General features: G+C 71.2%; 15 protein-coding genes. 7 read left to right on the top strand and 8 right to left on the bottom strand.

The features are described from left to right. Positions 1-4: 4 nt before the first annotated feature. The 3 genes from ATSB10_RS01790 to ATSB10_RS01780 all read right to left on the bottom strand — a co-directional run bounded on the left by ATSB10_RS01790 (position 5) and on the right by ATSB10_RS01780 (position 1,577). On the bottom strand, positions 5-436 hold the full coding sequence (locus tag ATSB10_RS01790; protein ID WP_063670158.1) for a DUF3429 domain-containing protein: 432 nt from the start codon (positions 434-436) through the stop codon (positions 5-7). An 80-nt stretch (positions 437-516) separates the two neighbouring features. Beyond that, the gene (locus ATSB10_RS01785; RefSeq protein WP_063670157.1) at positions 517-1,179 is read right to left on the bottom strand and encodes an HAD family hydrolase; all 663 of its coding nucleotides are present in this window, start codon (positions 1,177-1,179) and stop codon (positions 517-519) included. 26 nt (positions 1,180-1,205) lie between these two features. Then, positions 1,206-1,577: a hypothetical protein gene (locus tag ATSB10_RS01780; RefSeq protein ID WP_063670156.1), complete on the bottom strand. Its 372-nt coding sequence runs from the start codon at positions 1,575-1,577 to the stop codon at positions 1,206-1,208. A 93-nt stretch (positions 1,578-1,670) separates the two neighbouring features. On the opposite strand from ATSB10_RS01780, the gene soxR reads away from it, so the two are divergent. From soxR to ATSB10_RS01755, 5 genes are all read left to right on the top strand, one after another. Further along, a complete protein-coding gene (gene soxR, locus ATSB10_RS01775) occupies positions 1,671-2,129 on the top strand; it encodes a redox-sensitive transcriptional activator SoxR (RefSeq protein WP_063670155.1) in 459 nt (152 codons plus the stop codon). A gap of 75 nt (positions 2,130-2,204) precedes the next feature. After that, entirely contained in the window at positions 2,205-2,639 is a 435-nt protein-coding gene (locus ATSB10_RS01770) for a barstar family protein (protein WP_063670154.1), read from the top strand. Between the two features lie 81 nt (positions 2,640-2,720). Continuing rightward, on the top strand, positions 2,721-3,215 hold the full coding sequence (locus ATSB10_RS01765) for a YybH family protein (protein ID WP_063670153.1): 495 nt from the start codon (positions 2,721-2,723) through the stop codon (positions 3,213-3,215). Positions 3,216-3,271: 56 nt separating this feature from the next. Further along, the gene (locus tag ATSB10_RS01760) at positions 3,272-4,768 is read left to right on the top strand and encodes a DNA-3-methyladenine glycosylase 2 (RefSeq protein WP_063670152.1); all 1,497 of its coding nucleotides are present in this window, start codon (positions 3,272-3,274) and stop codon (positions 4,766-4,768) included. Beyond that, positions 4,765-5,271, top strand: coding sequence for a methylated-DNA--[protein]-cysteine S-methyltransferase (locus ATSB10_RS01755; RefSeq protein ID WP_063670151.1), 507 nt, complete (start codon positions 4,765-4,767; stop codon positions 5,269-5,271). Before ATSB10_RS01760 ends, ATSB10_RS01755 begins: the two co-directional genes overlap by 4 nt. 12 nt (positions 5,272-5,283) lie before the next feature. On the opposite strand, the gene ATSB10_RS01750 is transcribed toward ATSB10_RS01755, so the two are convergent. Beyond that, positions 5,284-5,706 carry a hypothetical protein gene (locus tag ATSB10_RS01750; RefSeq protein WP_157468989.1) on the bottom strand — a complete coding sequence of 141 codons (423 nt, stop codon included), beginning with the start codon at positions 5,704-5,706 and terminating at the stop codon, positions 5,284-5,286. A 60-nt stretch (positions 5,707-5,766) separates the two neighbouring features. On the opposite strand from ATSB10_RS01750, the gene ATSB10_RS01745 reads away from it, so the two are divergent. Then, positions 5,767-7,020 carry an alkaline phosphatase family protein gene (locus ATSB10_RS01745; protein WP_063670149.1) on the top strand — a complete coding sequence of 418 codons (1,254 nt, stop codon included), beginning with the start codon at positions 5,767-5,769 and terminating at the stop codon, positions 7,018-7,020. Between the two features lie 106 nt (positions 7,021-7,126). Then, entirely contained in the window at positions 7,127-8,383 is a 1,257-nt protein-coding gene (locus ATSB10_RS01740) for an alkaline phosphatase family protein (RefSeq protein WP_063670148.1), read from the top strand. Positions 8,384-8,743: 360 nt separating this feature from the next. Here the strand turns inward: ATSB10_RS01740 and ATSB10_RS19160 are convergent, their stop codons facing one another. The 4 genes from ATSB10_RS19160 to ATSB10_RS01725 all read right to left on the bottom strand — a co-directional run bounded on the left by ATSB10_RS19160 (position 8,744) and on the right by ATSB10_RS01725 (position 13,082). Beyond that, positions 8,744-8,884 (bottom strand): hypothetical protein, encoded by a 141-nt coding sequence (locus ATSB10_RS19160; RefSeq protein WP_157468987.1) that lies wholly within the window; start codon positions 8,882-8,884, stop codon positions 8,744-8,746. Positions 8,885-9,450: 566 nt separating this feature from the next. After that, positions 9,451-10,734 carry an MFS transporter gene (locus ATSB10_RS01735; RefSeq protein WP_063670147.1) on the bottom strand — a complete coding sequence of 428 codons (1,284 nt, stop codon included), beginning with the start codon at positions 10,732-10,734 and terminating at the stop codon, positions 9,451-9,453. Between the two features lie 294 nt (positions 10,735-11,028). Beyond that, positions 11,029-12,399: a sensor histidine kinase gene (locus ATSB10_RS01730; protein ID WP_063670146.1), complete on the bottom strand. Its 1,371-nt coding sequence runs from the start codon at positions 12,397-12,399 to the stop codon at positions 11,029-11,031. Next, positions 12,396-13,082 carry a response regulator transcription factor gene (locus ATSB10_RS01725; protein WP_063674295.1) on the bottom strand — a complete coding sequence of 229 codons (687 nt, stop codon included), beginning with the start codon at positions 13,080-13,082 and terminating at the stop codon, positions 12,396-12,398. Before ATSB10_RS01725 ends, ATSB10_RS01730 begins: the two co-directional genes overlap by 4 nt. Positions 13,083-13,106: the final 24 nt, after the last annotated feature.

Genomic DNA, 13,106 nt, shown 5'->3' with positions numbered 1-13,106 from the left:
CGGGCTACACCAACAGCCAGCCCGCGTGCAGCGCCAGCACCACCACGCTGATGCCCAGCCGCATGCGGCGGTAGGCCGGTGGCCACAGCGGGTCGCGCAGGTCGATGGCCAGCCAGATCGCGAAGCCGGCGGCGAGCAGCGCCAGCGCGGCAGGCGGGGTGTGCAGCAACAGCAGCGCGGCGAACGCGATCAGGCTGGGCATCACCGCCTCGACGAAGCGCGTGGGCGCCACGCCGCCGGCCAGGCCGCGCCCCCAGCGGGCGCCGCCGAGGAAGCTGAGGATCACCGCGCCGTAGGACACGAACACCGCAGCGGCAAAGCCGCTCCACGCCGGCCACGCGAACGCGGCGAGCAGTGCGCCGGCGAACGGCAGCACGCCGCTCCAGCCCAGCGCCAGCATGCCGCGCGGCAGGGACTCATCGGATGCATCGACCATGCAGGACTCTCCCGGCCGGCACCGCGCCGGCCCCCGCGCGCCATGATCGCCGATGCCGCGCCCGGCCCCAAGGGCGGGTGCTACACCGGCAGGCCGAGCGACTGCATGCGATTACGCAGGCCGTCCGCGCCCTGGAAGTGCCAGCCGTGCATGCCGAGCGCCTCGGCAGCGGCGACGTTCTTCAGCGAGTCGTCGATGTAGAGGGTGCGTGCCGGCTCGATCGCGTAGCGCCGGATCAGCCGGTGGTAGATCTCCGGATCGGGCTTGATGAGTTTCTCTTCGCCCGACACCACGATGCCCTGGAACCAGCCGAGGAAGTCGAAGCGCTCGCGCGCCAGCGGAAAGGTCTCCTGCGACCAGTTGGTGAGCGCATACAGCCGCACGCCTTCGTCGCGCAGGCGGGCGAGCAGGTCCACGGTGGGCTGGATCGGGCCACGCAGGGTTTCCAGCCAGCGCGTGCGGTAGGCGGCGATCTGCTCGGCATAGCCGGGATGTTCCGCGCTGAGGCCGGCCACCGCCTCGGCCCACGGCCGGCCGGCGTCCTGCGCCAGGTTCCAGGCCGGGGTGCACACCTCGGCGAGGAAGCGCTCCATCGTCGTCTCGTCGTCGAACAGCGAGCGGTACAGGTAGCGCGGATCCCAGTCCACCAGCACGCCGCCGAGGTCGAACACCACGGTGTCGACCCGGCTGCCGGCGCGGTCGGGCGAGGGCGGCAGGAAGGGCGACTTGGCGGCGGACGACATGGGCACGGACCGTGGCGGGAAAGCACTCATCCTAGCGCAGGGCGGCGCGACTCTCCGGCGGTCGCGGCGAGGTGGTCGGCGACCATCGCGGCGACCGGTGCATGCGCGATGCGCAGCAGGTCGAACACACCGGCGGCCTGCAGCGGCGCCGCCAGCTCCAGCACTTCGCGCTCCAGCCGCTGGCGGGCGGCTTCGTCGCTGGCGGCGAGCAGTTCGCGCAGTCGGGTGACGAAGCGATCGAGCTGTGGCTCGGAGGTGCGCGGCGCGGCGGCGCCCCGCCCGGCTGGCGGATGTGCGGGGCCGGCGAACAGCGCACCACGCGCGTGCATCGGACGGAAGGCGGCAGCGAGGCGCTGCATCAGCGTGGGCAGCGGAGCGGAAGCGACTTGCGTGGTCATGGATCGGGCCTCGATGGGGAACGGGAAGCGCGCGGCTTGTCGGCACGCGCGGCATCGGGCACGGTAAGACCTCAACTTAACTTGAGGTCAAGCATGGGCAAGGCATCGGATGTTCCGGCGCTGAGCGTGGGCCAGGTCGCCGCGCGCAGCGGGCTGAGCGTGTCGGCGATCCACTTCTACGAGACCAAGGGGCTGATCCGCAGCTGGCGCAACGCCGGCAACCAGCGACGCTACCGGCGCGACGTGCTGCGCCGGCTGGCGGTGATCCGCGTGGCGAACCGCACCGGGCTGCCGCTGGCCTCGATCGCGGCGGCGCTGGCCGAACTGCCCGACGAGCGCACGCCGACCGCGGCGGACTGGAAGCTGCTGTCCAGCCACTGGCGCGCCGAGCTGGACGAGCGCATCGCGCGGCTCACGCAACTGCGCGACGAACTCACCGGCTGCATCGGCTGCGGCTGCCTGTCGCTGAAAAAATGCCCGCTGCGCAATGCGCACGACCGGCTCAGCGAGGACGGCAGCGGCCCCCGCCTGCTCGACGCCGATGCGCTGTAGCACGCTGCGCCGCGGCTTGGCTCCCGGCTCCGCGCGGGGGCATGATCGACCGGCCACCAGCCGAGGGAGATCGCCATGACGACCAGGGTGCTGGGCATCGACCTGCGCGATGCCGGACGCGACGGGGTGTACCGGGTGGATCCGGACGACCCGGTGACGCTGGTCGGCGATGCGCAGCGGGCCGGGCTGGCGCTGGTCCGCGTCGACCTGTCCGACTGTCGCAACGAGCCCGCCGCGCTGGAGCGGATTGCGGCGCAGGCCGGCCTGCCGCGCACGGCCGCCGGCTCGTGGGCGCAGCTCGATGCGGCGCTGCGTGCCGACGGCGATGCCGGTCGCGTGCTGCTGTTCGACCACGCGGTGACGTTCTGCCGTGCGGCCCCGGAGGCCTATGCCGCGAGCCGCCGCGCGCTGGAAGAGATGGCGCGCGCCTGGCATGCGCGCGGCGTGCCGTTCTTCGTGTTCATGGAATTCCCGGACAACGAGACCCGCGACGCGGCGATCGACGCCTGAAGCGACCCGGGACGAGCGGCACTGGTGGAGGCCGGGCGCCGACCGGATGCTCCGCCGCAACCCCGCCCCGGAGCGCCGACGATGATCCTGCTCGCTGCCCTGCTGATGACTTCGACGGCAATGCCGTCGCCGAGCTGCCAGGTGTGGCGGCGCGAACAGGCGTTCGCGCGCAGCGTGCGCGAGCACGACGCGGCGGCGTTCCGTGGCTTCCTGGCCGCGGACGCGGTGTTCGACGCGAACGGCGGACACCCGCTGCGCGGGCCGGCCGCGATCCTGCCGGCGTGGAAGGCGGTCATCGACGGCAAGGCGCTGCAGCTGGACTGGCAGCCCGCTCAGGTGGTGACGAGCGCGGATGGCCGGCTGGCGCTGTCGAGCGGTCCGTACGTGATGACGACGACCGGCAAGGACGGCCAGGTGCATACCGCGATCGGCCGCTTCGCGACCACGTGGCGTCGCGGTCGCGACGGCGCGTGGCGGGTGCAGTTCGACGGCGGCGACGAAGGGCGCCCGGCCGACGCCGCGGCACTCGCCGCGTTCGACCGGCACCGCGACGCTCCCTGTCCCGAAGCGCGCTGAGCATTGATGTCCGAAAACGGCGAGTTCCATCGCGGGCGCGGTGCTAGCCTGCCGGCATGGACACCCCCTCCCCGCTCCCGCAGCCGCTGGACACACGCACCTGCGAACAGGCGCGGCTGAGCCGCGACGCGCGCTTCGACGGCCTGTTCTTCACCGCCGTCACCAGCACGCGCATCTATTGCCGCCCGGTGTGCCCGGCGCCGTCGCCGAAGACCGCGAACGTGCGCTACTACGCCAGCGCCGCCGCGGCCGAAGCGGACGGTTTCCGCCCCTGCCTGCGCTGCCGGCCGGAGCTGGCGCCGGGCAACGACGTCTGGCAGCGCGGCGAGCATGCGGTGGCGCGCGCACTCACGCTGATCGAGCACGGCGAGCTGGAGCACGGCTCGGTGGACACGCTGGCGGCGCGGCTGGACCTGGGTGCGCGGCAGCTGCGGCGGCTGTTCGTCGAGCATGTCGGCGTGCCGCCGATCCGCGTGCACACCACCCGTCGCCTGCTGTTCGCCAAGCAGCTGCTGACCGAGACCGCGATGCCGGTGACCGAGGTGGCGATGGCGGCCGGCTTCGGCAGCCTCCGTCGCTTCAACGCGGCGTTCGCGCAGGCGAACCGGATCGCCCCGCGCGAGCTGCGCCGGCTGCCGCGTGCACCGGCCGGCGCGCCGCTGGTGCTGAAGCTCGGCTACCGCCCGCCGTACGACTTCGCCGCGCTGCTGGCGTTCCTGCGCGGCCGCGCGCTGCCCGGCGTGGAGGCGGTGGACGAAGCCGGCTACAGCCGCGTGTTCGGCGATCCGGCCGCGCCGTCGTGGCTGCGGGTGAGCGCCGGCGCACGCGACGAGCACGCGCTGCGGCTGGAAGTGCATGGCGTGCCGCCGGGCGAACTGCTGGCAGTGGTGACGCGGCTGCGCCGCATGTTCGACCTGGACGCCGCGCCGCAGGCGATCGCCGCCGCGTTCCGCCGCGATGTGGTGCTCGGCCCGCTGGCGAAGAGGCACCCGGGCCAGCGCCTGCCGGGCGGCTGGGACGGCTTCGAGATCGCGGTGCGCGCGATCCTCGGCCAGCAGGTGAGCGTCGCCGCGGCGCGCACGCTGGCCGCGCGGGTGGTCGAGCGCTTCGGCACGCCGCTGGCCGCGTCGCCGCAGCCGGGGCTGGCGAGGCTGTTTCCTTCCGCCGCGCAGCTGGCCGACGCGGACCTCGGTGCGCTCGGCATCACCACGGCACGCGCGGCGACGATCCGCGGCGTGGCGCAGGCGCTGCTCGACGGCCGCATCGACTTCAGTCCGGACCAGCCGCTGGACGCGTTCGTCGAACGCTGGGTGGCGCTGCCGGGTATCGGCGCATGGACCGCGCACTACATGGCGATGCGCGGCTTGAGTCACCCCGACGCGTTCCCCGCGGCGGACCTGATCCTGCGCCGCGCGGCCGCCCCCGGCGGCGACGCGTTGAGCACGCGGGCGATGGAGCAGCGCGCCGAGGCATGGCGGCCCTGGCGCGCCTACGCGGTGATGCACCTGTGGCGCAGCGTGGTCGTTGCACCGAAGACGAAGCCTTCCCGATGAACGATACGACGATCCGCTACGTCGACCTGCCCTCGCCCTGCGGCGTGCTGCGGCTCAGCGCCGATGCGCACGGCCTGCGCGGCATCCATTTCGAAGGACGGCGCGGCCACGGTCCGGTGCCTGCCGGATGGGTGCACGACCCGGAGGCGCTGGCGTTCGCGCGCGAGGCGCTGGAGGAATACTTCGCCGGCACGCGCACGGCATTCGAGCTGCCACTGAACCCGCGGGGCACGCCGTTCCAGCTCGCGGTGTGGCGCGAGCTGTTGCAGATTCCGTACGGCGAGACGATCAGCTACGGCGAACTGGCGCGGCGCGTGGGCGACCCCGGCGCGGCACGGGCGGTGGGCGCGGCGAACGGTGCGAACCCGCTGCCGATCGTGGTGCCCTGCCACCGGGTGATCGGCGCCAACGGCAACCTCACCGGCTTCGGCGGCGGCCTGCCGAACAAACACTGGCTGCTGGCGCTGGAAGCCCGCGTGGCGCGCGGCGACCTGTTCGGCTGAAAACCCCGCGGCTCATTGGCCGCTGGCGCTGTCCTTCTCGGCAACCACCGGCTTGGGTGCCGGCGGCGGCACCGGCTGCGCCATCAGCGCGTCGCTGTAGCGCTGCACGCGGTCGCGCTGCTGGGCGTTGTAGAGCTGGTCCTGCGCCAGCTTCGCCTTGTCGACCTGGTCGTCGTTGGACGTGGTGCTGCCCGGCTTGTGCCGCGTGCTCTCCAGCGTGCGCTGGGTCAGCTGGTGCTCGACCTGGGCCTTCTGCAACTGGTCGCGCACTTGGCTCTGCTGCACCGCCTCGCGGAAGCGCTGCTGCGAGCTGGTCGACTGGATCGGCACCGGGCGCGGGGCCGGCGCGGTGGACTGGGCCTGGGTGGCGCCAGCGGCGAGCAGGGCCACGGCCATGGCGGCAAACACGGGGGAGAGCGGGCGGGAGCGTGTCATTGTCACACCTGTGCGCGATCATGGCGCGTTGTCATGGATGTGGATCGTAGGTTCCAACGCATGAAATTCCTGTTTCGTTTACTCGCCCTCGCGCTACTGCCGTTCATCGCTGCCTGCGCGGGGTCCCCGGCGCGGGATGCCGCGGACCATCGCCCCGCCCCGCTGCTGCTGATCTCGATCGACGGATACCGCCACGACTACATCGACCGCGGCCTCAGCCCGAACCTGGCCGCGCTGGCCCGCGACGGCGTGCGCGCCCGCAGCATGCAGCCCTCGTTCCCCTCGCTGACCTTTCCGAACCACTACACCCTGGTCACCGGTCTGCGCCCGGATCACCACGGCATCGTGCACAACACCATGGACGACCCGCAGCTCGGCCATTTCGACCTGGGCGATCGCAAGGCGGTGAGCGACGGGCGCTGGTGGGACGAGGCGACGCCGCTGTGGATCACCGCCGACCGCCACGGGCTGAAGACCGCGACGATGTTCTGGCCCGGCACCGAGGCCGACATCCAGGGCATGCATCCGGATCACTGGCGCCCCTACGACGGCGATGTCACCGCCGACCAGCGGGTGGATCAGGTGCTGGCCTGGCTGGATCTGCCGGGTGACCGGCGGCCGGGCTTCCTCACCCTGTATTTCGACGCGGTGGACCACGCCGGCCACGAGCACGGCCCGGACTCGCCCGAAGTGAACCAGGCGCTGCGCGATACCGACGAAGCGCTGGGTCGACTGGTGGCCGGGCTGCGCCGGCGCGGGCTGCTCGAGCGCATGAACATCATCGTGGTGTCCGACCACGGCATGGCCACCGTGCCGATGGGCCACGTGATCACGCTGGACGGGCTGCTGCCGCTGGACCAGGTAAGGCTGGTCACCGCCGGCGTGCTGGCCGGCATCGACCCGAAACCGGGCACCGACTTCGCCGCGATCGAGGCCCGCATGGAGCAGCCGCACGCGCACATGCAGTGCTGGGACAAGTCGCGCGTGCCTACCCGGCTCGCCTACGGCCACAACCCGCGCGTGCCGCAACTGCTGTGCCTGGCGGACGCCGGCTGGACGATCTCCACCGACAGCTACATGCGTCGCCACCCGCAAACCGGGACCCGCGGCGAGCACGGCTACGACAACGCCGACCCGCGCATGGGCGCGCTGTTCGTGGCGCACGGCCCGGCGTTCGAGCGCGGCGTGGTGCATGCCGCGTTCCCGAACGTGGACGTGTATCCGCTGATGGCGCACCTGCTGGGGCTGCCGGCGCAGCCGAACGACGGCGATTACGACCAGGTTGAAGACATGCTGGTACCGGCGGCGCGCTGAGCGCATCGCCGAACCGGCGCAGGCAAACGCCATAGGCCGATCGGGCCATGGCACGCGCAGGGCAAGTGCGCATCATCGGCGTTCCCCATCCATCCCCCCACTCCGAATGCATACGATCCTCCGCTACCTGAGCTGCGCCGCACTCGCCCTCCTGGCAGGCTGCGCCACCCCGGTCACCCGCCACGCCCGGTCGCATGACGCGAAGCCCGCGACGCTGCTGCTGGTATCGCTCGACGGCTTCCGCGCCGATTACCTCGACCGCGGCCTCTCGCCCACGCTCTCGGCGCTTGCCGACCATGGCGTGCGCGCGAAGGCAATGAAGCCGTCGTTCCCCTCGCTGACCTTCCCCAACCACTACACCCTGGTGACCGGGCGTTACCCGGACGACCACGGCATCGTCGACAACTCGATGTCCGTGCCCGGCCTGGGCCACTTCAGCCTGGGCAGCCGCAAGGCGGTGGGCGACGCACGCTGGTGGAACGAGGCCGAGCCGATCTGGGTGACCGCGCAGAAGCAGGGCCTGCACGCCGCCACGCTGTTCTGGCCCGGCTCGGAAGCCGCGATCCACGGCGTGCGGCCGGACCACTGGCTGCCGTATGACGGCGACATGCCGTACGACGCACGCGTGGACAAGCTGCTGTCGTGGCTGGACCTGCCGGCCGCGCAGCGTCCGCAGCTGCTCACGCTGTATTTCGAGGCGGTGGATACCGCCGGGCATTACTACGGCCCCGACTCACCGCAGACCAACGAAGCGATCGGCCAGGTCGACGCGGCGCTGGCGCGGCTGGTGGCCGGCCTGAAGCAGCGCGGCCTGTACGACCGGATCGACCTGATCGTGCTGGCCGACCACGGCATGGCGCAGACACCGCCGGACCAGCGCATCTTCCTCGACGACCTGATCGTGCCGGGGCATGCCGAAGTAGTGTCCACCGGCGCGATCTCCGGCATCATCCCGGCGCCCGGACACGAGGCCGAGGTGGCGGACGCCCTGCTCCGTCCGCACCCGCACATGCAGTGCTGGAGGAAGTCCGACATCCCGGCCCACCTGCACTACGGTCACAACGCACGGGTACCGCCGCTGTTCTGCCTGGCGCAGACCGGCTGGCTGATCACCAGCAACACCCGCAGCATGCTCCACCACGGCAAGCCGATCTGGGGCGAACACGGCTTCGACAACGACGACCCGGCGATGCGCGCGCTGTTCCTGGCGCACGGGCCGGACTTCCGCCAACACCTGGTGGTGCCGGAGTTTCCGAACGTGGACGTCTATCCGCTGATGACGCATCTGCTGCACATCGTGCCGGAGCGCAACGATGGCGATTACCGGCAGGTGGAGGAGATGCTGGTGCCGGCGGCGCGCTGAGGGTTGTTTGCGTTACCGGGATAGCTTGGGCTTGATCAGGTGACCATGGAGGACATCCGCACGGTTGCTTGGGCGCCATGCTGCCGCGGCTGCAAGCGGCTGACGTGGCCAGCAGAAGCTGACCGGACGCGCGCGGGAAAAGCAGGGCTTTCGTGCGCCTTCGGCGCCCGAGTCACTTTCTCTTGGGTCGCCAAGAGAAAGTAACCAAAGAGAAGGCGACCCTCCTCGGCACTTGCCGGGCGCAGCCCGGCAAGTCCGTGAGCCGCGGCCGGGCTTTTCGACAGGGCTTCCTGCCCTGACGAAAAGGCATCGGCGTCCCTGCCGATGCCCCTGCGGGCCTGTCGTCCGCGACTCACTGCCTCACAAGGGAGCGGGGAGATCAAAGGCAACGGCAAAAGCCAAATCAAAAGCCAAATCAAAAGCCAAGGCAAAAGCCAAGGCAAAAGCCAAGGCAAAAGCCAAGGCAAAAGCCAAGGCAAAAGCAGCAAGGCCCAGTTCCAATCCCAGTACCAGGCCAAGGCCAGAGCCAGAACCAGAGCCAGACAAGAGTGCAAAGAGCCAATGCGATGGTGATCGCGCAAGCGATCGCCGAGCCCGCACGCGCGGCTCGCGCGGCTCTTGATCTTCCCTCCCCTCTGCAGCGGCGGCCGGGCGGAGGAATAGCCCGAAGGGTGGCCGGCATGGATGCCGGCCAGTTTGTCGTCAGTCCATGGATGGACTGTCGACAAACCCCGCAGCCCGGACGCGTACCTCGCGGGCCATAGGCCCGCGAGGCGCGGAAGCGGGGTGGCCTTTCTCTTGGTTACTTCTCTTTGGCCAAGCAAAGAGAAGTGACTCGGCCTCCGCAGGAGGACGAAACCGCTCTTGGCTCTGATGCTGAGCACAACGAGAACTGCGGAAAGACACTGGATGGCCGGCTTCCGCCATTGAAACGCGCCTCCCGCTTGACCAGCCTGGGGCTGTTGAAAAGCTCTTCGCGGGAATGACGGCGGTGGGGCGTGTGGCAACGCTTGGCGCGCGACACTCTCACCCCTCAACTGCGACGGCCGAGCCGACGAAAGGCCCACTCACGGCATCGCCCCGCGACTGGTCGGCTGCGGCAGCGTCGCCACGTTGACCAGTGGCGGCAGGCGGTACAGGCGCCACGCCACCAGCAGGCCGGCCAGCACCAGCGCGCCGACGAAACCGACCACCCCGTTCCAGCCGTACGAAGCATAGAACAGCCCGCCGCTGGCACCCGCGATGCTCGAACCCATGTAGTACGAGAACAGGTACACGCTCGAGCCCTGCGCCTTGGCCGCACCGGCGCGACGACCGACCCAGCTGCTGACGATGGAGTGGCCGCCGAAGAAGCCGAAGGTGATCGCCACGATGCCGAGCAGGATCAGCGGCAGCGGCGCGGCGGCGGTGAGCGCCACCCCGGCCAGCATCAGCGCGAACGCGCTCCACAGCACCTTGCGCCGGCCCAGCCGCCCGGCCAGGTGGCCCATCCAGGTGGAGCTGAAGGTGCCGATCAGGTAGATGCCGAAGACCAGGCCGACCGCGGTCTGGCTGAGGCGGTACGGTGCGGCAAGCAGCCGGTAGCCGAGGTAGTTGTAGACGGTGACGAACGCGCCCAGCAGCAGGAAACCCTCGGCGAACAGCCACGGCAGGCCGGCATCGCGGAACAACCCGGCGAAGCGGCCGAGCAGGCTGCGCACGTGGAACGGACGCGGCACGAAATGCCGCGATGGCGGCAGGCTGCGCCAGAACAGCAGGCAGGCGACCAGGCCCACCGCGCCCACGGCGCCCATGCCCACGCGCCAGCCGAACCAGTCGGTGAGCACGCCGGCGATCAGCCGTCCGCTCATGCCGCCGATCGCGTTGCCGCTGATGTACAGGCCCATGCCCAGGCCGATCGAGTCGTGGTGCACCTCCTCGGCGAGGTAGGTCATCGCCACCACCGGCACGCCGCTCAGGGTGAAGCCGAGCAGCATGCGCAGCGCCAGCAGCAGCGGCCACTGCTGCACCATCGTGCTGGCCAGCACCAGCAGCGAGGAGGACAGCAGCGAGGCCACCATCACCGACTTGCGCCCGACCGCGTCGGACACGCCGCCCATGAACAGCATGGCGAAGGCCAGCACGCCGGTGCTCAGCGACAGCGACAAGGCGCTGGACGCGGCATTGATGCCGTAGTCGCGGCTGAACTCGGGCATCAGCGGCTGCACGCAGTACAGCAGGCCGAAGGTGGAGAAGCCGGCGGCGAACAGCGCCAGGTTGGTCCGCCGGAAGGCGGCGGTGCCGTGGCGGATCGGTTCGGATGGGGTGTGCACAAGAGGGTGTGATGCGACGACGCCAGGGGAGCGACTCATGGGGAGGATGGGGGCTGGGGTGGGGAGATGCTAGCGGGGCGCAGTGCCGGTGTCGTTCCCGCGGAAGCAGGAGTACGACGCTCGGCTGGATCCTTCGGGGCGCGAATACGCTGGATCCCGGCGTTCGCCGGGATGACGTGCGGGGTCACTGGACGCGGTCGCTGCGTCCGCGGAAGCTGGCGCCCGGCGCCTTCGAGCGCTTCGCCTGGCGAAGGGGACACAGTCCCGGCATTCGCCGGTGCCGACCATGCGGGGTGGAGCGACCGCACCGGCTCGGGAGGCGTGACGCGACGATCAACCGCCGATGTCGCCGCCCGCCAGCGGCAGGCGCAGGCAAACATCCAGCCCGCCCCCCTCCGCGTTGCGGGCGGTGACCTGTCCGCCATGCACGCGCGCCACCCGCTGCACGATGCCCAGGCCCAGCCCCTGCCCCTCGGCACGCCCCGCATTGCTGCCGCGGAAGAACGGGCGGAACAGCGACGCCAGCTCCGCTTCGGGCACACCCGGCCCGTGGTCGCGGACGCTGAACTCCGCCTCGCTGTCGACGGTGCGCACGCGCAGCTCGACCGTGCCCCCCGCGCTGCTGAACTTCAGGGCGTTGCCGAGCAGGTTGTCGATCGCCCGTTCGAGCAACTGCGCGCTGCCATCGACCCGCACCGATCCGATCGCATCACAGCTCAATGCGACACCGCGCGTGGATGCCTCCAATGCCGCCTGCCCGGCGACATGCCGCACCAGTTCCGACAGATCCACCGACTCGCGCTGGTCGCCCGGCAGGCCGCCCTCCAGACGCGACAGCGCGAGCATCTCGCCGGTCATGCGGTCCAGCCGCTCGATCTCCTGTTCGGCACGGGCGAAGTAGCCGGCGGCTTCGGCCGGATCCTCGCTGCGCCGCGCGAAATCCAGCAGCAGCTGCAGGCGCGCCAGCGGCGAGCGCAATTCGTGGGAGAGGTCCTGCAGCACGCCGCGGTCGTGCGCGACCAGCGCCTCGATGCGCTCGGCCATCGCGTCGAAATCGCCGGCCAGCTGGGCCAGCTCGTCGCGGCCGCGACCGTTCTTCCAGTGCACGCGGGTGGACAGTTCGCCGGCCGCCATGCGCCGGGTCGCCTCGCGCAGCGCCGCCACCGGACGCGCCACGCTGCGCGCGATCCACCAGCCGATCACGCCGATCAGCAACAGCGAGAGCATCGCCTGCACGGCGAGCAGGATGGTCTGCCGGGTGTGCTGGTGCAGGCGGGTGTGGGTGCGACTGAGGGCGACTAGCTGGCGCGTCCGGCCGTCGGCGCCCTGTACCGGCTGCACGGCCAGATAAAGGCCCGGGCGCGGCTGCACCAGCACGTCGTGCCCCGCGGCGAGCCAGCTGGGCAGGTCGCGCAGCATGGTCGGCCCGACACGGAACGGCGTCAGCGGGCGGCCGTCTTCGAACAGCGTCGCCTCGATGCCTTCCCTGTGCTGCTCGCGCGACCACTCGGCCAGCTCACGCCCGCCGCCGGTGTCGTAGGCGTGGCTGGCGTCCCGGGCCAGCGCCGACCAGTCGATCTCCACCGCCGTGGTGTACTCGATGAAGCGCTGCGCCAGCGAGCCGCCGATGAACAGCACCACCAGGTTGGCCACGCAGAAGCCGATCAGCAGGCGCCGGTAGAGCGAGCTGCGCAACGGGTTCATGCGCCACCCGCCCGCAGCAGGTAGCCGGAACCGCGCACCGACTCGATCCGCGGCGCATCGGCGGACGCCTCGGCCAGCTTGTGCCGCAGCCGGCTGACGTGCACGTCGATGCTGCGGTCGAAGCGCTCCAGCTCGCGGCCGAGCGCGAGCCGGGTGAGCGTGGCCTTGTCCACCACCTCGCCGGCGCGCTGCGCCAGCGCGAGGAGCAGGGAGAACTCGGCACCGGTCAGCGTGAGCTCCCGCGCGTCGACGAACGCCTGGCGGTCGCCGGGCTGCAGACGCAGGTGGCCGACCTGCACGTTCGCCGCTGCCTCGGGCGTCTGCCGGCGCAGCTGCGCACGCACGCGGGCGAGCAGTTCACGCGGCAGGCAGGGCTTGGACAGGTAATCGTCCGCGCCCAGCTCCAGTCCGATCACGCGGTCCACCGGCTCACCGCGCGCGGACAGCATGATCACCGGCAGGCGCTGCTGCAGGCGCAGTTCGCGCAGCGTCTCCAGGCCGTCGCGGCCGGGCATCATCACGTCGAGGATCAGCAGGTCCGGACGCTGCGCACCGTCGCGCAGACGCGCCAGCGCGGCCTCGCCGTCGTGCACCACGTCCACGGCGAAGCCTTCGCGCTGCAGGTACTCGGCCAGCAGTTCGGTCAGGGCGCGGTCGTCGTCGGCGATCAGGATCCGTTGCATGGCGGCCATTTCAGTGGGGTCGCG

Origin of the sequence: Dyella thiooxydans (assembly GCF_001641285.1) — a bacterium.
Lineage (GTDB): Bacteria > Pseudomonadota > Gammaproteobacteria > Xanthomonadales > Rhodanobacteraceae > Dyella_A > Dyella_A thiooxydans.
This window is presented reverse-complemented; position numbering and strand designations above follow the sequence as displayed.

Excerpts from the sequence above, each read along its gene's own strand:
- ATSB10_RS01785 (WP_063670157.1), bottom strand. The coding sequence starts at position 1,179 with ATGTCGTCCGCCGCCAAGTCGCCCTTCCTGCCGCCCTCGCCCGACCGC.
- ATSB10_RS01770 (WP_063670154.1), top strand. The coding sequence starts at position 2,205 with ATGACGACCAGGGTGCTGGGCATCGACCTGCGCGATGCCGGACGCGAC.
- ATSB10_RS01790 (WP_063670158.1), bottom strand. The coding sequence starts at position 436 with ATGGTCGATGCATCCGATGAGTCCCTGCCGCGCGGCATGCTGGCGCTG.
- ATSB10_RS01740 (WP_063670148.1), top strand. The coding sequence starts at position 7,127 with ATGCATACGATCCTCCGCTACCTGAGCTGCGCCGCACTCGCCCTCCTG.
- ATSB10_RS01780 (WP_063670156.1), bottom strand. The coding sequence starts at position 1,577 with ATGACCACGCAAGTCGCTTCCGCTCCGCTGCCCACGCTGATGCAGCGC.
- ATSB10_RS01730 (WP_063670146.1), bottom strand. The coding sequence starts at position 12,399 with ATGAACCCGTTGCGCAGCTCGCTCTACCGGCGCCTGCTGATCGGCTTC.
- soxR (WP_063670155.1), top strand. The coding sequence starts at position 1,671 with ATGGGCAAGGCATCGGATGTTCCGGCGCTGAGCGTGGGCCAGGTCGCC.
- ATSB10_RS01760 (WP_063670152.1), top strand. The coding sequence starts at position 3,272 with ATGGACACCCCCTCCCCGCTCCCGCAGCCGCTGGACACACGCACCTGC.
- ATSB10_RS01750 (WP_157468989.1), bottom strand. The coding sequence starts at position 5,706 with ATGACACGCTCCCGCCCGCTCTCCCCCGTGTTTGCCGCCATGGCCGTG.
- ATSB10_RS01745 (WP_063670149.1), top strand. The coding sequence starts at position 5,767 with ATGAAATTCCTGTTTCGTTTACTCGCCCTCGCGCTACTGCCGTTCATC.
- ATSB10_RS01765 (WP_063670153.1), top strand. The coding sequence starts at position 2,721 with ATGATCCTGCTCGCTGCCCTGCTGATGACTTCGACGGCAATGCCGTCG.
- ATSB10_RS01725 (WP_063674295.1), bottom strand. The coding sequence starts at position 13,082 with ATGCAACGGATCCTGATCGCCGACGACGACCGCGCCCTGACCGAACTG.
- ATSB10_RS01755 (WP_063670151.1), top strand. The coding sequence starts at position 4,765 with ATGAACGATACGACGATCCGCTACGTCGACCTGCCCTCGCCCTGCGGC.
- ATSB10_RS01735 (WP_063670147.1), bottom strand. The coding sequence starts at position 10,734 with ATGAGTCGCTCCCCTGGCGTCGTCGCATCACACCCTCTTGTGCACACC.